The organism is Flammeovirga pectinis (assembly GCF_003970675.1).
Lineage (GTDB): Bacteria > Bacteroidota > Bacteroidia > Cytophagales > Flammeovirgaceae > Flammeovirga > Flammeovirga pectinis.
This window is the reverse complement of the sequence record NZ_CP034562.1, coordinates 213,431-232,126: the sequence shown is the minus strand read 5'-3', so window position 1 is coordinate 232,126 and position 18,696 is coordinate 213,431. Positions and strand designations below refer to the sequence as shown.

Genomic DNA, 18,696 nt, shown 5'->3' with positions numbered 1-18,696 from the left:
AATGCTTTACGCAAAGATTAGATCTTATAAGTCCATCCTTTTGTATCTTCCAATTCTCCTTTTTGGATACCTTGGAATTTAGCTTTCAATTCTAAAGAGAATGTATAATCAGTTGGTAAGTCGTAATCAACACCATCTTCTGCAATAGTAGCAAAAGGGGCAATTGTTACCGCTGTACCGATACCGAATGCTCCACGAAGTTTACCATTCTTAATTGAAGAAATAACTTCTTCAACAGAAATATGACGTTCTTCTACCTTTTTACCCATGTCTTGTAATAATTCTATTACAGTTAAACGAGTAATTGATCTTAAGATCGTATCTTCTACAGGAACGGTAGGTGCTGTTACAAATGTACCGTCAATGTCAAACATAACGTTCATAGTACCAGATTCCTCAATATATTTATGTTCTTTAGCATCTGTATAAAGTAATTGATCATACCCTTGTTCAGCTGCCAATTTTGCAGGTAAAAGAGATGCTGCATAGTTTCCAGCTACTTTTGCGACCCCTGTTCCACCTGGAGCAGTTCTCGAAAATTCTTTCTCTACCTTTACTTTTAATGCCTTTGAATAATATTTACCAGCCGGTGCTGTAATTATAGCAAATGTATACGTTTCAGAAGGACGCATTCCTAGGAAGTTATCCGTAGCAAACATAAACGGGCGAATATATAAAGAACTATCTTCTGTATCTGGAACCCAATCTCTATCAATTTCTAAAAGAGCATGTAAACCTTGCATGAAAATTTCTTCTGAAATTTGAGGCATACAAATTCGCTCAGCAGAAACATTTAGTCTCTTTGCGTTTTCTTGTGGGCGAAAAACTAAAACCTCACTTGGATTTTGTGCATTTCTAAAACCTTTCAGTCCTTCAAATATTGCTTGTCCATAATGTAAAGAGGATGTTGCTGGTCCTAATTGAAAATCACCATAAGGGACGACTCTCAAATCATGCCATTTTCCATCGCTGTAATCTGCCACAAACATGTGGTCAGCCATAATCTTACCAAATGGGATATTATTAAAATCAACTTCGCTTAAGCGAGAATTTTGCGTTTTCTCAACGCGAATATCTAATGCTAAATCCTTCATAATTTTATCCTAACAATTTTTGCGATGTAAAATGTGTCATAAATATAGATACATTTGTACTATTGAGACGAAATTTTTTAAGATTTGTGAAAGAGTTGCCTACTTTTTTTGATCTTAGATAAGAAATTAACGTAAAACATGAACGAAAATATAATTTATATAGGACTTTGCCTTTTATTTTCAGCCTTCTTTTCTGCAACAGAAATTGCCTTTGTTTCAGCAAATAGGTTACATATAGAAGTACAAAGAACAAAGGATTCCTTTACAGGTAGATTAATCAATAAGTTTTTTGAAAATAAATCGACCTTCATTACCACCATTCTAATTGGAAACACTTCTGCATTAGTAATGTATGGTATTTTTGTATCGAATGTTCTGGACCCAGTCCTTCAAGCATTTTTTATAAAACAGCTTCCAACATTAGATAGTAGTTCATTAGAAATTTCAGTATTAATTTCTCAAACTATATTATCTACAGTAGTTGTTTTAATTACAGCAGAGTTTCTCCCAAAAAGTTTAACAATGCTCAATCCAGATGTATTTCTAAACATTGCAGCCCCACCAATGAACGTAATCTACATTGTTATGTATCCAATTACGTGGGTTGTAGAAAAACTCTCTCAGTTTACCATTAGATATTTAATGGGTATTAAGAGTGAAGAAGAAGAAACCCCCTTTAACCTCACCGACTTAGGACAGTACATACAAGAAATTGATATTGCTACCCAAGATGATGATGATACTGAAGCAGAAAGTATTGATAAAAAATTCTTTGAAAATGCTCTTGAATTTAAAGAAGTGAGAGCAAGAGATGTAATGATCCCTAGAAAGGAAATTGTTGCTTTAGATATTGAAGAAGATATTGATGCTCTCAAAAAGCTATTTATTGAAAGCGGACATTCTAAAATACCAATATATAGTGATGATCTAGATAATATTATTGGCTATTGCCATGCTAGACAACTTTTTAAGAAGCCACAGAAAATAGAAGATATTATTCATGAAATGCCCTCTAAACCAGAAACCGCTGCAGCAGATGAAATGATGGCATTTATGATGGCAGAACAAAAAAGTATGGTCTGTATTATTGACGAATATGGAGGTACAGCAGGTATTGCTACTTTAGAAGATATTACCGAAGAAATAGTTGGTGAAATTGAAGATGAGCATGACGAAGAAGATTTACCTTTCTTTAAAGAGGATGAAAACACTTTCTTGCTAACTGCTCGTCATGAAATTGATTTACTAAACGAAAAATACGGTTGGAATATAGAAGAAGAAGGTGAATACGATACTCTTGGGGGGTATATATTGTACCATCACAGGAACATTCCTAGCATTGATGAAGAAATTGATATCGACGGCTACATCTTTAATATTGTAACAATGGATGGTGCACGAATTGATATGGTAAGAGTTCATTTCCCCATTCCAGAAGAAGATTAATTAAGAGAAAGAAGTAGACTTATATTTAGAAGGAGGTACTCCAAACTGCTTTTTAAAGCTATTGGAAAAATGTGCCATGTCTGTAAAACCATAATCATACGCTATTTCTTTTATGGTAGATTTTTGCAACTCTATTTCTAAAGCTGCAGCCTTTAAACGCTTATATTGATAGTAATTATAGATGGTATAGCCAAAAATAGATTGAAACATTAATTCCAATTTATTTAAATGGATACCAACTTTTTTACAGATTTTTTCTACAGAAGGTTTTTCTGATAAATCTTTTAGTATATCTCTTTTTATCTCAAAAAGTATTGTACGTTCATAATCACTAATATTCGCTTTCACAAAATTTATTTTTGTGTTTAAATTAAACGATTCAATCTCCTCTAAAATTAAATAGAAGAGTGCTCCCAATTGGAAATATAAATTCTTATCTAATAGGTGATAATTCTTTTTTAAACTTTTTTTCAAAATATAATTATAGAAATCCAACTCTTTGATATCATCAAAATAATGATAAAACTTATCTGAACTAAAGAGTTTTTTAGATGCATCTTTTGATAGTTTTGTAGAAATAAATTCCTTTGTAACAAAAAATATAACCACAAGGTTATCTACACCTTTATTTAAATTACCATCAATTTGAATATGATTAGAGGATGTATAAATACCATAATTTCTTCTATTGCTAGTTACTGATTGCTCTTGATCTGTTTCTTTAAGTTTGATCAAATCTCCTGTAGTAAAAACACCAAATATATAATCGTAATCTTTTAGTGATCGATAGTCTAATTCTAATTTTATGTTCTCTTTTATTTCATAACGCTGTAAAACACAAGCAAGGCCTACCTCTAGTTCTACCTTCTTAATTACCCCTATACATCTTTTATTATCTATTTCAATAGTTGTATCTGATACCTCTACCCCTCCATATATTTCTATAAGAGCTATTGTATACTCTTTAAAGGTACTAATTTTAAACATCTCTACAATTGTTTACATACAAACTAAAAAAATCAAATAATTAAGATACAAAACACACAATTTAATTGTAAAATAAATAACAAAAATATTACAAATAAACTTCAAATAATCACTTAAAAAGCTAATAATAGAATTAAAACTTATAGGATATTACAAGTGAAATTTATTTTGTTTCAACTCTAACAAATAGAATGATATTACATTTGTATCATCAATTAATTATTGGAAACGATTTAATTTTTTGGTTGTCATAATCTTTCTATTCAAAAAAAATAAAATGAAAAAATCATTATTAGTTATTTCGGCATTGCTTATTTCCTTTTTTACTTTTGCACAAAGTACCCCAACTACCAATAACTCTAAACAAGAAATGTCTGTTGAGGCATTAAATCCAACAGCAAAAATTTACAAATTTATATTTATGAATAATGCCTCTTTAGGTACTCCAAACACAAATACACTATACATTGAACCTGCAATTCCTGTAAATATTTCTAAGAAAATTAAATTAATAAACTTTGCTATGATACCAATTGATACACGCAGATCTTCTGATGGTAGTGTATCTGAAACTTCTTTAGGTAACATTCAATATTCAGCAAATTTTACTCCTATGAAACCATTTAAAGTTGGTAATGGAATATTTGCCCCCTCTTTAGGACCTGCTGTTATGTTTAATTCTAATACTTATGGAGATTTAAAATCACCTAGTGACGACAGTTGGAATGTAGGTATCAATGTAGGGGCTACTTATAAAAATAAGGGTTTCTTAGCAGTTGCTTCTTATTCTCCAACATGGGGCGTAGGAGGAGCAAAAATGGATGTAACAACAATGCAATACATCTTTAACTACTCTTTTAAATCTGGCACAGGTATTAATACTTCTCCTTTACTGATGAAAAATGAGGGTTTTGAAGGAGATCAAAAGTGGTTAATTCCAGTAGGAATTGGTGTATCTCAAATTATAAAAACTAAAAAAGCTATTTTTAATATTGCCGTTAGTGCTTACTACAATGCTGTAAGACCTGATGTTATGCAAGATCAGAAAATGCAAGTACAAGTTAAATTTTATGTAATGCTTCCTTCGAAGAGGTAATTAATATATTTTAAGAATAATTTTTAATTTGTGTTAATTTGATTTAACTTAGTAATACAAAAAAATAAACCCTGTACACACAAGCTCTCTCAAATAGTGGCAGGGTTTATTTTTAACTACACAAAAAGGCCTCACATACATTAAAATATGTGAGGCCTTTTTCTTTTATCCTAAGGATGCTTTAATTATACGGCTGCAATAGCTGCTTCATAATTAGGCTCATCAACAGTTTCTTTCACTTGTTCAGTGTAAACTACTTTTCCTTCTTCGTCTAAAACAACAACTGATCTAGAGCATAAACCTGCTAAAGGACCTGTAGTGATTTTTAAACCGTAAGCATCTTCAAAAGATGTGCTTTTAAAAGCAGAACCAGTAATAACTGCATCTAAACCTTCAGCGCCACAGAATCTACCAAATGCAAATGGTAAATCTTTAGATACACAAACAACAACAGTATTTTCTAAATCTGATGCTTTTGCATTAAAAGTACGAGTAGACATAGCACAAGTACCTGTATCTACACTTGGAAAAATGTTTAAGATTACTTTTTTACCTTTTAAATCAGATAATGATACTTCTGAAAGGTCTGCTTTTACTAGTGTAAAGTCTGGTGCTTGAGAACCTATTGCTGGCAATTCACCAATAGTTTGGATAGCGTTCCCCTTTAATGTAATTTCTGCCATTTGATTTGGAAGAGTTTAATGATAGTTTTATAAATTCGCCTAGAATACTAGACCTAATCACAAGTTAATAGATACAATTAATATGAATCCATCTCAGCAAGAAATAATTAATAAAACAGCCAAATTTATAGAAGAAAAGTTTGCAGGTGAAGGTACAGGCCATGATTGGCACCACATTTATCGTGTTTGGAAATCTGCAGAGCAAATTGCTAAAACTGAGAACTGTAACGCTTATATTGTTTCACTCTCTGCACTTCTACATGATATTGCCGACCATAAATTCTATAATGGAGATTTACTAGAAGGTAGCAGACAAACAAAAACTTGGCTTGAACAAGCTGGTGCTGATAAAGATACAATCGAACAAGTGGCTGATATTGTAAAAAGAGTTTCTTTTAAAGGGGCAAATGTGAAAGACGAAATGCCCTCTATAGAAGGGCAAGTTGTACAAGATGCTGATAGATTAGATGCTATTGGTGCCATTGGTATAGCAAGGGCTTTTGCTTATGGCGGTAGTAAACACCGTTCTCTTTATGACCCTAAAGAGGTATATGAAATGCATACAGATTTTGATAGTTACCATAAAAGTGAATCGTCTACGGTAGCTCATTTCTACGAAAAACTCCTTCTTTTAAAAGATAGAATGCATACAGAAACTGCTAAAAAAATTGCTGCAAAACGACATCAATATATGGAAGGTTTTCTTGAACAATTTTATGGAGAATGGGAAGGCAAGCTATAATTTTTAAAAAAAAATAGAAATTAGGTGTAATAAAATTGACTTTCAGGTTACTAATAACAATGAACACCAAAAGTTAAATAAAATGAGCATTACCAAAATTCAGAAAAGAGCTACTACAGAAGGAAATAAAAAATTACTTTCTCAGTATTCTAAAATAGAGAATTTACTTACAGCCATTACTCAAAAAGAGTTACCTGAAAGTGAGATCACTTCTATAAACGAACAAGTAGATAGTATCAATTCATTTGATGGAGACGATAAAGCACTCATTAAATTATTAAAACGCACCTATTCTACTTTAATTAGCCACCTAGAAACTAAGTTTAGCTACACGGGTAAAAACTATTACCGTAATCGTTGGTTAGCTGTTGGAATGATGGGGGGCGTTGTTATTGGCACACTTACCGACTCGATTAATATAGGTGTTGGATTAAGTCTTGGACTTTGTTTAGGAATTGCCTACGGTACCCATTTAGATAAAAAAGCTGCCGAAAATGGAAATCAATTGGCTATAGAAGTAAGTGAGTATTAGTACTTACTATTTGTATAAAGGAATCAAAAATTATCAAATCTCTTGAGAGTCAAATTTCAAAAAAAATGATACTTTTTGATTCCTTTTATACTATACTTTATGCACAGTTACTAATCAATGTTTTTTAGCGTTAACCGAACATTTGATTCTTTTAGTGTTGGTGCTGTAGAATCATTAAAAACTGGATCTAAAAAGCATAAACAGGTATAATACCAATCTAAATTCCATAAGTCGAAAACTATATCAACTCTTACAATAGAATCATCGCTATTATCAACTAATAAGTCACAAATTAAGGTACTTTCGTTAAACCAAGAATTCATTCCTGGAACATAAGTACTTTCATTACCATTACGATACCTAACGTAGACTCTTAAGTTTTCTACAAAACGAGGTAGCATTAAATATGGGGCTCCCTCTAGCTGATATACATAGCTGACTTTAATATTGTTAAAATCATCAGTGGCCTTAATTTTATTCTGAAACCTTGTTGTATACTCCATCACTGGAGGTTCTGACAATGGTGATGAATTAAAAGTAGTTACTTGAATTTCATTTGCTGTTGTTTCTTTAATTGGATTTAAGCTAGACTCTTCGATAATGTTACAAGAATGTATACAAAGAAGTAGAATAATTGATAGTGCTGGAATTAAGGTTTTCATAAATAAAATTGTAGTTATTAAGTTTAATAATTATACAGTAAGTCGTATTCTTTTTATAAAAGAAATACTCTTTTTTGTGGTCAACCTTCTAAAAAAATCACACTAGAAAACCTATTCTATTAAATCCTAAAGAATGCTTTTCTAGAAAAAAGCAAACTATAGTAATACAAAATATTTATTGCTGGTTTTCTAAGAGATTTTAGTTAAATAGATAGTCTTCCGTTTTTGTTTTAAAGGTTTCTCATTTTAAGTAATTAAGAAGAAGTTGGTAATAGCTTACAAGAGATTTTAAATTCATCTAAGATCAAATTTTAATTAGTCTTTTAAACTAAAAGAGCATTAATAATAGATTTCATTTTAGCTGCTTGTAATTGATTAAATAGTTGTCTAGACGGTTAAATATAGAAGAAATAAAAACTATAAAAGTGTGAACATTTCTAAATGGCACATATTGTTATTAGCCTTGTAGATTAAGAATTAAAGACTAATAATCAAATAATTACATTTAAGATTAACAGTGAAATTAATAACAAAAAGCAAATTAAAACATCTTTAATCCACAATAATACAAACATGTATATTCACTTATAGAGAAACTATAAAAGTTGCTTTATTAATAGTGTACAATTGATGATAAGGAAACTTGAAAACAAAAATTAATTTCTAAATCAAATTCTTAAATAGCGAGAATTACATAAAGCAAGAGTGCTCTATTACAAATAAATAGAGCACTTTTTTTAAAATCATACCATAATTTTAAAACATGTAAACTTCTATTTTGAAGTGAATGTACCTCGAACATCAAATAATTTCATAGACATAGATACGGCAGCAGTTTTTACCCATTCTTCATACGTTTCTTTTGCTTTAATTCTATCCTTTTCGGAAAAGTACCCCTCCTCTATTATTTGCTTAAGATCTGCAACATGAGACCATATATTTAAACGGTCTTCAAAATCACTTCTATTTCTTGTATAATCTTCTTGTGCATTGATAGAATGTACATTTTTAAATCCGACTTCTTCTAATAAATGAGGCAAATCAGAACCTATAGCATTATTCATTCCTGCTTCTTTTCTCCATAATAAAAATGCTTTATAGAAACGTTGCATAGAAATTGGTGGTTGAGGAACCCACTCTAAACGATTATGGTTATAATCTAAAATAGAAACTTGCCCTCCATCTTTTAATAAACTTTTGATCTTCACTAAAGCTTCTTTGGGAGTACTTAACCATTGTAAAACTCTTGCACCAACAATTAAATCAAACTTTTCATCTGAATAAAAGTCAAATAAATCAACTGCTTTTAATGTCAAATTAGGCACATCTCCATAAACTTGTTTGCCATTCTCTATTGCTGATGCTGTTCTATCTATTCCTATCACATGACCATTATTACCAATAAATTCTGCAATATCTCTAGAAATTGCACCAGTACCACAGCCAATATCCAACACTTTCATGCCTGGTTTTAATATCGATTTTAGCGTTCTATAATCACTATCTAATGTTCTTCTGTTATAGACGGTGTTTGCTTCTTTAGTTCTAACTATTTCTTTGTTCATGAGTTGTATTTGTTTTTGAATTATAAATCGTGATTCGAAAAACAAATATCATAAACACACTATAAAAGTACAATGAAAATACGATTTAACAATCAAGAAATTAATTAATAAAAACTATCTCTAAACCATTGTAAAACACCAAAATAGAAGTATAAAAAAGATAATAATACTATTTATCAAGCACAAAATTATTGTAAAAATAAATACGATTCCTAACCTCATTTCACACCTTCTTAATAGAGACAGAAAAAACCATAAATTACTGTTCAAATAAATGTTTTTTGGAACTGAAATATCATTTTTTTGTTGTAACTTATATGTAAACCCATTAAATATCAATTATATGTCAATTCAATCTAGTTGGAAATCATTAGGTTCCCACGCTATTCCATCTCCAGAACAAATAGAAGTAGCACTTAACAGCCAAGTAACTGGTGATGTAAGCACATACCAAGGTGTTACCCAGTTGCCATTTAGTATTCCTAGACTTGCATTTATTCTAGAAGATATAGAAACTAGAAAAAAATGGGTATCTAGATTAGCTGAAGAAATTTTGGTTGCAAAAAATGAAGAAGATTTTTCTTTTGTTACCTATGAGCATTACGATATGCAATGGCCTGTAAGCGATAGAGAATATGTACTAGAAGGCAAATGGACTATCTTAGAAGATACTCCAACTACCGCTGTTAGTTTATTGGTTCATTCTATAGAAAGAGATGAATATCCTCTAAGAAAGGATCGCGTTAGGGGAGATTTAAAAAGATTGTACTATTTATTTGAAAGAATAAGTACAAATGAAACAAAGGTAACAGTAGAAATCCAAGTAGACCCAGAAGGCGATTTACCAAATTTCTTTGTAAATATGATACAGAAAAACTGGCCTATAAATACGCTTACCGCTCTCTATAACGAAAGTAAAAAAGGAGAACAAGAGCATGATTTACTAAAAAAAGCACTGAATAAATAATTGTCTAGTTTTTATATTTTATTGATACTTCTTTAGGCGATACTCCATAATGCTTTTTAAAGATAGAAGAGAATTTAGATATAGATGAAAAGCCTACTATTCGTGCTACTTCTATGATTGCTTTATGTTCTGTTGAAAGAATAGTATAAGCAGCCTCTAAACGGAAATTTTGATGAAAACGAGGTATTGTAGTTCCAAAAACTACTTTAAAATCTCTTTTCAATTTAGATTCTGATATACCATACTTTTTGGCTAAATCTGGTAGCAAAGGGGTTTTATCAAAAAGTTGCGTTAGTTCTTCTTTTAAATTAAACATGAGTTTAAGGTCATTTTCATGTAATGTCTTGTTAAACGAGTTATCTTCTCGTTTCAACATTCTATCTACAAAAGTACCTATCATCTCAATTGTCTTACCAAGAATAATACTTTTCTTAAGGGCAATTGAGGTGTTTTCTTTTAAGGTGAAAATTTTCTCTAACATTAAAATAACATCAACTGGAGCAATCTCGAAATAGGCCCAACGTTGTTCAATATCAAAAATTTTAAAAAAATTATTATAAATAATTGTAGCATTTTGCTCTAAAAAATCTTTTGATATTCTAACAGATAACCATCTACTCCTTTCTCCCTTCAAACCTTTTATTACCACTGCCCTTTGCGTGCTAAACATCAACATACAGTTTACTGCATTTTTCAATTTATCTTTTTCAGGATCATTAATATCAAATAGTATATTTCCAATATATTCAAATCTATAATAAATGTATTTTACCCCTTCATTATTCCCTTCAATGTTAATGTCCAAATCTTGTTTAAAATAAACATCATGAAGTAATATATCCAACCCCTCAAGAGTCTCTATTTTTTCGTAAGTAAGTTTTAAAAGAGGGTGATTTACTGAGAGTACATTATTTTCTATTGTCCCATTCAATTTTGTTTTTAGTTGCTCTAAAACATAATCAACTGAACCTGTTTGAAATGAAATAACATTAGGGGTTGCCTTTTCCATATTTATTGATTTTTCCCGAAAGATAATAATCAAATGACCTAATTCGTATATTTTAATGAGTATTTTATACCTATATAGACAGTTATTACAAACTAAATTAGTTGTAGTAATATCACATGTAAGGTAAAGAGTTTTAGTTCTACATGCTTTTTGACTACTTCAAAACCAATTGAAGAAGCAGATATTATTTTCACTAATGGGAAAATTTATACTGTTAATGATAACCAACCTTGGGCAGAAGCAGTAGGTGTAAAAGACAATAAAATCATCCTTGTAGGATCTTCTATTGAGGCTAAAAAATATATGGGAGATAAAACTGAAGTAATTAATTTACATGGTAAAATGATGTTACCCGGATTTGTAAGCGGACACGATCACTTAATTTCATCAAACTGGATGAAAGCTGGTGTACCTCTTTTTGATGCAAAATCTAAAGTAGATTATTTAAAACTGATTAAAGAGTATGCCGATCAAAATCCTGATGAACCTATTGTATTTGAATATGGTTGGAACAAAGATGCTTATGGTGGGTTAACTTCGGTTATTAATCGAAGACTAATTACTCCAAACATTACCAACTTAAAAGTATATAAATAAGACATGAAATGGTCTTTTGAGTACTTAAACAAGCTGGATAAAGAGGGGAAATTAAAGCTGCGTACTTTTCAGAATTATGTCTATGAAAATAGTAAAGATGATGTTGACTTACTAATTTCTGAAACTCTTGCTTTAAAAGAAAAATACAATAGTGACCGTTTAAGAATGCACAGTATTAAAATACATCCTGAAGGAAATTCACTCTATTTCTTAGTAAATATGACACAGAAAAAATAGCCTGTAAATACGCTTACTGCACTCTATAACAAAAGTAAAAAAGGAGAACAAGAGCATGATTTACTAAAAAAAACACTGAATGGATAATAGACTTTTTAATGTATTAAGAATAAAGTGATTTAAAAATACATCCTTAAATGTTATTAAAGACGTTACCACATACCAATTTATAAATACATAGTATTTTCTACAACTACATCTATTTTGATGTAGTCGTTTTTGTATGCATTTTAAATAGCTTAAAATAAATATCTACTATATTTGCACTACTGATTATTATCATACCAAAACAAACAAATGACTAATTTATTCAATCGACTCTTTGTCTTTTTATGGTTAATAAACCATGCCACTACTTTTGCTCAAACAGAAGTTGGACACCTTTATGATGCTGGAGGTAATGCTATTCATGGATATCTAGATCCTTTTACATGTATAACCTCTAACACTGTGTTCAAAAAAATACCTTTTGACTATAACCGCGGGTATTATTATAACAATCAAGACCAAATTGGTTATGCTTTTTTAAAAATTGCAGGAGGTCAATTTTCTATTTTAGGAGCTAATAATGTTAGAAAAACGCTAGATGAAGCTGATTACAAATCAATGGTTATCGGACAAGATTCTTTTTTCTTAGCTAAGAATATCAATTTCAAAGACCAAGTAAAAAAGCCAACATTAGTTCAGAATATTACAACAATAGATAGTATTGCTTTTGCAAAATTTTATAAAGAACAGAAAACCTATTTTATACAAAAAAGTAATAAACAAACGCAATGGACAGTACTCAAAAAAAACAACTCAAATCTGGGAAGAGAATTATTACCTTTATTTAAAAAAGTGAAAGGAGATAATAATTTTAGATGGCCATTTAGTTTTGATAAAAAAAAGGATTTTAACAGAAAATCATTTGACAATATCCTAAATTATATCAAAATGGTAGAGCGCTATTCTACTCAAGAAAAACAATATTTTGATAAAAACTTCAACCCTACCAACCATCCGCAAAATTTTACATATTATTCTTTAGTAAATCGAATAAATTCAGAATCGTATACCGAACTATTTTACGATTTTAACCAGCAATTACTTTATTCTGTTTCCTTTAGAAACTCTTCTTTAGGGCAACTACATGGTAGATTTAAAATGTTTGTTGATGGTATTTTGGTAAAAGATTTTAATTATAAAGAAGGAAAACTAGAGTTAGGACGAGTATATAAAGACAAAAAACTTGTTTATACAGTGAGAAATAAAGTAATTATTAAAAGAGGTGTAGAAGAAAATATTGAAAAAATATATTATAAAGGAGAAAAATCTGAAAATGGAGAGATAGATTTTATTGATCCTTTTAAAAAAAACAAGTATAAAAAAGAGATAAAAAACGATAATATTACCTTTTCTGCTTACATGAAAGATAATATTTTCTATGAGCAAACAGTAAACTTCACCAATCCTTTAAATTTAAAAAGCGTTAATTGGAGATTTAATGATTTTTTTAGTAAGTCATTTCTTCTAAAGAATCCATACAATAACAAATTATTTGTTTATGCTATTATCAACCAAAAAGGATACGTAGAATCTTATAAATTTTTAAACTCTGTCGATACCGCTTTTGATAATGAAATAGACAAATTTATCAAAATGTATTTATTATATGATTCTCCCAAGAAAACAAAAATACGCTCTAAGAACCGTAAGCTAGGTATGGTGGAAACTGTTATTCCTTTCGAAATTCAATCTACACCTCAATGGTGGCAAACTTATAAGTATACTACTAACTGGATGTTGATAAATCATCAAATGCATTTCGATATGATGAATCAACAGATGAATACTACAAAGCCTACTATGCCAACTTTTAAATAGAAAAACTACAAGGAGATACTTTCAAAAGTTTCTCTTTTTTCATGATAAAATAGGGGTTTCTCTTTCCCATTCCCCTTCTACTAATGAAAGCATTATTTATCATCTTTCATATTCATCAATAAAATTATTACATCATGAAATCTAAATATATCCTTCTTGTCTTCATTTCCCTTATTGTTGCTTCTTGTACTTCAAAACCAATTGAAGAAGCAGATATTATTTTCACTAATGGGAAAATTTATACTGTTAATGATAACCAACCTTGGGCAGAAGCAGTAGGTGTAAAAGACAATAAAATAATCCTTGTAGGATCTTCTATTGAGGCTAAAAAATATATGGGAGATAAAACTGAAGTAATTAATTTACATGGTAAAATGATGTTACCCGGATTTGTAAGTGGACACGATCACTTAATTTCATCAAACTGGATGAAAGCTGGTGTACCTCTTTTTGATGCAAAATCTAAAGCAGATTATTTAAAACTGATTAAAGAGTATGCCGATCAAAACCCTGATGAACCTATTGTATTTGGATATGGTTGGAACAAAGATGCTTATGGTGGATGGCCAACTGCAAAAGACTTAGATGAAGCTGTTCCTGATCGCCCAGCTATGATTTTTGATTTTACAATCCATGATATGTGGCTTAATACTAAGGCTTTAGAAGCTGGTAAAATATCGAAAGATACAAAAGACCCAAACCCTGGACTTACTTATTGGAGAAGAGATGCTAATGGTGCTCCAGAGGGAGTTGGTGTAGAATTGGCATGGTTAGATGCCTTTATTGCTGCAGGTGCTTGGAATCCATCTAAAATGATGAAAGAAAGCCAAGAGTTATTGTATAATAAAGCGGCTTCTTGTGGGTTAACTTCGGTTATTAATCAAGGGTTAATTACTCCAAACATTACCAACTTAAAAGTATATAAAGAAGATATGAAATGGTCTTTTGAGTACTTAGATAAGCTAGATAAAGAGGGTAAATTAAAGCTACGTACTTTTCAGAATTATGTCTATAAAAATAGTAAAGATGATGTTGACTTACTAATTTCTGAAACTCTTGCTTTAAAAGAAAAATACAATAGCGACCGTTTAAGAATGCACGGTATTAAAGTGCACCCTGAAGGAAATTGGAACTCTAATACTTCTTTAATGCTTGAGCCATTTTTAAACACAGGTACGGTTGGAGTTTCTGGAATAAAAGAAAATCTTCTGTTAGAAATTCATAATAAAGCGAATGACAACGGATTAGATGTACATGTGCATGTAGATGGATCTGCTACGACTCGCTATACAATTAATGCAATCGAAGCGTCTCGTAAAAGAGGAAATACATCTGCTAGAAATGTACTTCAACATTATTTCTGGACACACCCAGAAGATCATAAACGTGTGGTAGAAATGAATATCCCAGTAAATACAACACCATTATTTGGTACAGATTGGCAAGGACAAACAAAAGATGCCTATAAATTTTTAGGAGAAGAGCGTGTAAATACTTACTTCATGAAGTACACTTCTTTATCAAAAGATGGAAGCCACAATGTAAGTATCTCTGCAGATATACCTAGTTCTCCTGTAGAATTATTAGATCCACTTTTCAACTTAGAAACCGCTGTAACATTACAGGATCCTCAGAATGAGAATTCTCAAGCTTTTCCTCCAACAGAAGTTCCATTAGACCTAATTACAGGTATTAAAGCCTTAACAATTTATCCTGCTTGGCAAGCACGTATGGAAGATAAAATTGGTAGCATAGAAGTAGGAAAATATGCCGATCTAGTTATTCTTGAAGACAACATTTTTGAAGTAGGTAAAAGAGACCTATCAAAAATTAAGGTAAATGCTACTATGATGGATGGTAAATTTACTTTTAAAAGACAAAAGGGAGTAGCAGTAAATTATAATCCTCAGCATGAGATAACAATACCTTCTCAAATTGGTTGCTGTGAACATGGTAATCATAAGCATTAAAATATAATAGCATATCATCAGTCCTATCAATTATTCTTTAATTGATAGGACTTTTGCACTTACAACAACTCAACCTATTTGATTATCAATAAATTAATATTACTTTTACAACAGAAACCAATACAATTGTTATTTATATAACAATCTTATCACTAACAAAACCAATTAACCTAACTAAAAAATGGAACACGCAAAATTTAAACTAGCGATAGCTCTATTCTTGGGCTTCCTATTCATTTCATGTACTCCAAATGAAAATCTAAACATCGATCAACCAGTTAAAGAACAAGATCTTACAACAGAAGTAAAAGACACCTACATTGTTTTATTAGAGAATCAGCTATCTAATGCAAGAACCAAAACTGCTCCTGTAGATTTTGCACAACGACAAATTGATATGCGCATTCAAGCAGAAAGTTTTGTACAGGAATTCAAGATTCCAACTACAATGATAGACCGGGTATATGGCGGTGTTGTAAACGGATTTACAGTTAAGATTTCTGATCAAAAAACATTAGAGGCACTTAAAGCTGATGACCGTGTTTTTAGTATTGAAAAAGACGAGGTATTTCTTTTAGATAATACCGAAAGTACTATAATTAATAGTGTTTCTACTCAAACAACTCCTTGGGGAATTACTAGAGTTGGAGGAGCATTAACCTATGCAGGTACTAATGTTGCCTATATTATTGATTCTGGCATAGATCTTAACCACCCCGATTTAAATGTTGACGAGACAAAAGGTTATAATATCTTTAAATTTGGAATAGATAGCCGAACACTTGACGATACTAACGGACATGGAACACATGTTGCCGGTACGGTAGCTGCAATAGATAATAATATTGGTGTAGTAGGTGTTGCTGCAGGAGCATCTGTTATTCCTGTTAAAGTTGTTACTTACTATGGTGGAGGTACTGCTTCTGGAATAATTGAGGGTGTAAACTTTGTAGGTACAAACGGACAAAGTGGCGATGTAGCAAATATGAGTCTTGGTATTCCAACAAACGCATCTTTAGATAGAGCTGTAAAAGTTGCAGCAGCTAAAGGTATCAAATTTGTTCTTGCTGCCGGAAATGAGTCTCAAAATACAAGTAATGTATCTCCTGCTAGAGCAGATGGAACTAATGTCTATACCATATCTGCAATTGATAGTACAGATGCATTTGCTTATTTTTCTAATTTTGGTGCTTCTGTAGATTGGGCTGCTCCAGGTGTTAGCATATTATCAACCACAATAAATGGAAATTATGGACTTAATAGTGGAACATCTATGGCTGCTCCTCATGCTGCTGGAGTTTTACTATTAGGAGCCCCAAGAGCTTCTGGAAATGTAAAAAATGATCCTGACGATAGTACTGATGTTATCATAAGTAGATAAAAACTTAAATATCAGATAACGATTGTATTAATTCTTAAAAGTGATAAGGTACAAAGAGGTTACTCCTTATATAAAAAGGGGTAACCTCTTTTAGTTTAAGTTATTTTTGATCTCTTCTACACTTATTTTTTAACAGAAAAATAGTTAACAAATGTAATTCAGCACCTTCTTTAAGATTTATTCACAAATAGATAAATAAATATTAACTTACTTTAGAAAACAAAAAAAGACCTATTCATCTAAATAACAACTATTTAAAATCAGAAACTGTACTTATTTTACTAATCAAAATATAACTATTATTCCGACATACGAAGTAGATAATCATAGGCTGTTCGTATTTTCAATCTAATTTTTCATGATCATATCTAGGTAAAGCTTTAAGATATTGCCTTATCGTTAGTAGATTGAAAAATTATTTTTAAAGTACTATAATCTATCCATAACTACTAAAAATTCAACTTTCAGTAGATATCCTACTAAAGGTATTTTCAGCTCCATTTTTTCTTAAAATTTTGAACGCTGTTATACAATTATAACACAACATAAAAACTTTAAGAAATCCTTTATCACTACATTTTAATGTTTTGATGAAGAATGTATTTGAATCAATCTATTCCTTATAAAACCTATTGTTTGCTAAGATAGATTAGGCTCAAATGTTTTGTAGAAAAATATCTGCAAGCCTGATTTTCATTTTTAAAAATGAATTGCAGATGTAAGAATGAAATTTGATCATTCTTATCAATCAGTTAGCTAAAAACCGAAACAACTAACACTAAGTAATCAAGTCTTTAGGATGCTATTGACTTGGTTACTTTTCTTAATTTTTTTTTATTACTATTTCAAAATAATGACAAAGCTATCTCAGCACTTTATTCTATTTCTACTATTCTATTTTGTGTTTACTTTATGTATTTGTGGTCAATCATCTTCGTACGAATTTTTGACACCTTTAAAAATTGAAGCGTTCTATACATTCGATTTCAAGGAAGATGATACTGATAACACCTTCTACATTAACTCATTTGTTCTACAAGTTGGAGCAAATAACAAATCAAAATTTAGTAGTCATGAAAAGTTACTTTCTGATGAGTTCAACATGAATTCTAATGTAAGTAATGAGCGTTTAAACTATATGAATGCAGATAATCCTGTTGCTCCAATATACTTACAAAGTGAGCTTTTTAAGGAGAATGATCAGGTTACACATTACAATAGAGTAGGTTTTGATATCTACTCTTACCAAGAATCTATTGCCACAATTTTAGATTGGAAAATCTCTAACGAAAAGAAACGAATTGAAGGTTATGTTTGCCAAAAAGCTACTTGTACTTATGGTGATAAAACCTATGAAGCTTGGTTTACAAAACAGGTTCCGATTGCCGAAGGTCCGTATAAATTTAAAGGGCTTCCTGGCTTAATAGTCAAACTTTATGATTTAGATAAAGACTATGTTTTCACATTAGTTTATTTAAAAAAATTGGCCTCTAATAAACGTATCATTATAGAAAAATCTTATCAAAATTCCACCTCTATAGATAAAAACGCCTACCATTCTATCCTTTCAAAAAGCATAAAAAACACCTCTATTAATTTACCTACAGAACTTGGTTGCAGTAGGCATGGATTGCATGATCATTGATGAGGTAAATCAAAATTCACGAAAACACAATAGTAAAACATCCCAGTCCAATCAAAACCATCAAATTATATAGATAAAACACGTTATTTAATGTTATTTACTCAACTCTTAACATTAAACACTATCCTTTTGTATGGAATCATGAAAAAGGGGCTATATTCGCTTAATAAAAATTAACAAAATCTCGCTATGAGATAATATTACAGTGATTTACTAT

17 protein-coding genes are annotated in these 18,696 nt (G+C 30.6%); 11 read left to right on the top strand and 6 right to left on the bottom strand.

The genetic code is table 11. From position 1 onward, the window contains the following. Window positions 1-17: 17 nt before the first annotated feature. Window positions 18-1,094, bottom strand: coding sequence for a branched-chain amino acid aminotransferase (locus tag EI427_RS00930; protein ID WP_126610793.1), 1,077 nt, complete (start codon window positions 1,092-1,094; stop codon window positions 18-20). A gap of 138 nt (window positions 1,095-1,232) precedes the next feature. On the opposite strand from EI427_RS00930, the gene EI427_RS00925 reads away from it, so the two are divergent. Further along, a complete protein-coding gene (locus EI427_RS00925) occupies window positions 1,233-2,540 on the top strand; it encodes a hemolysin family protein (protein WP_126610792.1) in 1,308 nt (435 codons plus the stop codon). Here the strand turns inward: EI427_RS00925 and EI427_RS00920 are convergent, their stop codons facing one another. After that, window positions 2,541-3,527, bottom strand: coding sequence for a helix-turn-helix transcriptional regulator (locus EI427_RS00920; protein ID WP_126610791.1), 987 nt, complete (start codon window positions 3,525-3,527; stop codon window positions 2,541-2,543). Window positions 3,528-3,804: 277 nt separating this feature from the next. Between EI427_RS00920 and EI427_RS00915 the strand changes: the two genes are divergently transcribed. Continuing rightward, window positions 3,805-4,623 (top strand): hypothetical protein, encoded by an 819-nt coding sequence (locus EI427_RS00915; RefSeq protein WP_126610790.1) that lies wholly within the window; start codon window positions 3,805-3,807, stop codon window positions 4,621-4,623. A 185-nt stretch (window positions 4,624-4,808) separates the two neighbouring features. Here the strand turns inward: EI427_RS00915 and tpx are convergent, their stop codons facing one another. Beyond that, window positions 4,809-5,306, bottom strand: a complete 498-nt coding sequence (gene tpx, locus EI427_RS00910; RefSeq protein WP_126610789.1) for a thiol peroxidase — start codon at window positions 5,304-5,306, stop codon at window positions 4,809-4,811. A gap of 82 nt (window positions 5,307-5,388) precedes the next feature. Between tpx and EI427_RS00905 the strand changes: the two genes are divergently transcribed. Continuing rightward, window positions 5,389-6,048, top strand: coding sequence for an HD domain-containing protein (locus EI427_RS00905; protein WP_126610788.1), 660 nt, complete (start codon window positions 5,389-5,391; stop codon window positions 6,046-6,048). Between the two features lie 82 nt (window positions 6,049-6,130). Next, complete coding sequence (locus tag EI427_RS00900) at window positions 6,131-6,580, top strand: hypothetical protein (protein ID WP_126610787.1); 450 nt, start codon at window positions 6,131-6,133, stop codon at window positions 6,578-6,580. 110 nt (window positions 6,581-6,690) lie between these two features. Here the strand turns inward: EI427_RS00900 and EI427_RS00895 are convergent, their stop codons facing one another. Together EI427_RS00895 and EI427_RS00890 are read right to left on the bottom strand one after the other, a co-directional pair. Beyond that, window positions 6,691-7,242, bottom strand: a complete 552-nt coding sequence (locus tag EI427_RS00895) for a hypothetical protein (RefSeq protein WP_126610786.1) — start codon at window positions 7,240-7,242, stop codon at window positions 6,691-6,693. A 773-nt stretch (window positions 7,243-8,015) separates the two neighbouring features. Further along, window positions 8,016-8,807, bottom strand: coding sequence for a class I SAM-dependent methyltransferase (locus EI427_RS00890; protein ID WP_126610785.1), 792 nt, complete (start codon window positions 8,805-8,807; stop codon window positions 8,016-8,018). 343 nt (window positions 8,808-9,150) lie between these two features. Between EI427_RS00890 and EI427_RS00885 the strand changes: the two genes are divergently transcribed. Further along, on the top strand, window positions 9,151-9,774 hold the full coding sequence (locus EI427_RS00885) for an START domain-containing protein (protein WP_170178358.1): 624 nt from the start codon (window positions 9,151-9,153) through the stop codon (window positions 9,772-9,774). Between the two features lie 4 nt (window positions 9,775-9,778). Here EI427_RS00885 and EI427_RS00880 read toward each other — a convergent pair whose 3' ends face one another. After that, the gene (locus tag EI427_RS00880; RefSeq protein WP_126610783.1) at window positions 9,779-10,783 is read right to left on the bottom strand and encodes a helix-turn-helix domain-containing protein; all 1,005 of its coding nucleotides are present in this window, start codon (window positions 10,781-10,783) and stop codon (window positions 9,779-9,781) included. 150 nt (window positions 10,784-10,933) lie between these two features. Here EI427_RS00880 and EI427_RS00875 point away from each other — a divergent pair, with 150 nt between their 5' ends. From EI427_RS00875 to EI427_RS00850, 6 genes are all read left to right on the top strand, one after another. Next, window positions 10,934-11,380 carry an amidohydrolase family protein gene (locus EI427_RS00875; protein ID WP_126610782.1) on the top strand — a complete coding sequence of 149 codons (447 nt, stop codon included), beginning with the start codon at window positions 10,934-10,936 and terminating at the stop codon, window positions 11,378-11,380. Between the two features lie 3 nt (window positions 11,381-11,383). Continuing rightward, complete coding sequence (locus tag EI427_RS00870; protein WP_126610781.1) at window positions 11,384-11,617, top strand: hypothetical protein; 234 nt, start codon at window positions 11,384-11,386, stop codon at window positions 11,615-11,617. Between the two features lie 297 nt (window positions 11,618-11,914). After that, entirely contained in the window at window positions 11,915-13,483 is a 1,569-nt protein-coding gene (locus EI427_RS00865) for a hypothetical protein (protein WP_126610780.1), read from the top strand. Window positions 13,484-13,617: 134 nt separating this feature from the next. Beyond that, window positions 13,618-15,453, top strand: a complete 1,836-nt coding sequence (locus EI427_RS00860; RefSeq protein WP_126610779.1) for an amidohydrolase — start codon at window positions 13,618-13,620, stop codon at window positions 15,451-15,453. Between the two features lie 181 nt (window positions 15,454-15,634). Beyond that, window positions 15,635-16,834 (top strand): S8 family serine peptidase, encoded by a 1,200-nt coding sequence (locus tag EI427_RS00855; RefSeq protein ID WP_126610778.1) that lies wholly within the window; start codon window positions 15,635-15,637, stop codon window positions 16,832-16,834. An 853-nt stretch (window positions 16,835-17,687) separates the two neighbouring features. Next, window positions 17,688-18,479 (top strand): GLPGLI family protein, encoded by a 792-nt coding sequence (locus EI427_RS00850; RefSeq protein ID WP_170178357.1) that lies wholly within the window; start codon window positions 17,688-17,690, stop codon window positions 18,477-18,479. Window positions 18,480-18,696: the final 217 nt, after the last annotated feature.

What these genes read in the sequence shown, in the direction of transcription:
- EI427_RS00930 (WP_126610793.1), bottom strand. Translation starts at nt 1,094, where the DNA reads ATGAAGGATTTAGCATTAGATATTCGCGTTGAGAAAACGCAAAATTCT.
- EI427_RS00925 (WP_126610792.1), top strand. Translation starts at nt 1,233, where the DNA reads ATGAACGAAAATATAATTTATATAGGACTTTGCCTTTTATTTTCAGCC.
- EI427_RS00920 (WP_126610791.1), bottom strand. Translation starts at nt 3,527, where the DNA reads ATGTTTAAAATTAGTACCTTTAAAGAGTATACAATAGCTCTTATAGAA.
- EI427_RS00915 (WP_126610790.1), top strand. Translation starts at nt 3,805, where the DNA reads ATGAAAAAATCATTATTAGTTATTTCGGCATTGCTTATTTCCTTTTTT.
- tpx (WP_126610789.1), bottom strand. Translation starts at nt 5,306, where the DNA reads ATGGCAGAAATTACATTAAAGGGGAACGCTATCCAAACTATTGGTGAA.
- EI427_RS00905 (WP_126610788.1), top strand. Translation starts at nt 5,389, where the DNA reads ATGAATCCATCTCAGCAAGAAATAATTAATAAAACAGCCAAATTTATA.
- EI427_RS00900 (WP_126610787.1), top strand. Translation starts at nt 6,131, where the DNA reads ATGAGCATTACCAAAATTCAGAAAAGAGCTACTACAGAAGGAAATAAA.
- EI427_RS00895 (WP_126610786.1), bottom strand. Translation starts at nt 7,242, where the DNA reads ATGAAAACCTTAATTCCAGCACTATCAATTATTCTACTTCTTTGTATA.
- EI427_RS00890 (WP_126610785.1), bottom strand. Translation starts at nt 8,807, where the DNA reads ATGAACAAAGAAATAGTTAGAACTAAAGAAGCAAACACCGTCTATAAC.
- EI427_RS00885 (WP_170178358.1), top strand. Translation starts at nt 9,151, where the DNA reads ATGTCAATTCAATCTAGTTGGAAATCATTAGGTTCCCACGCTATTCCA.
- EI427_RS00880 (WP_126610783.1), bottom strand. Translation starts at nt 10,783, where the DNA reads ATGGAAAAGGCAACCCCTAATGTTATTTCATTTCAAACAGGTTCAGTT.
- EI427_RS00870 (WP_126610781.1), top strand. Translation starts at nt 11,384, where the DNA reads ATGAAATGGTCTTTTGAGTACTTAAACAAGCTGGATAAAGAGGGGAAA.
- EI427_RS00865 (WP_126610780.1), top strand. Translation starts at nt 11,915, where the DNA reads ATGACTAATTTATTCAATCGACTCTTTGTCTTTTTATGGTTAATAAAC.
- EI427_RS00860 (WP_126610779.1), top strand. Translation starts at nt 13,618, where the DNA reads ATGAAATCTAAATATATCCTTCTTGTCTTCATTTCCCTTATTGTTGCT.
- EI427_RS00855 (WP_126610778.1), top strand. Translation starts at nt 15,635, where the DNA reads ATGGAACACGCAAAATTTAAACTAGCGATAGCTCTATTCTTGGGCTTC.
- EI427_RS00850 (WP_170178357.1), top strand. Translation starts at nt 17,688, where the DNA reads ATGACAAAGCTATCTCAGCACTTTATTCTATTTCTACTATTCTATTTT.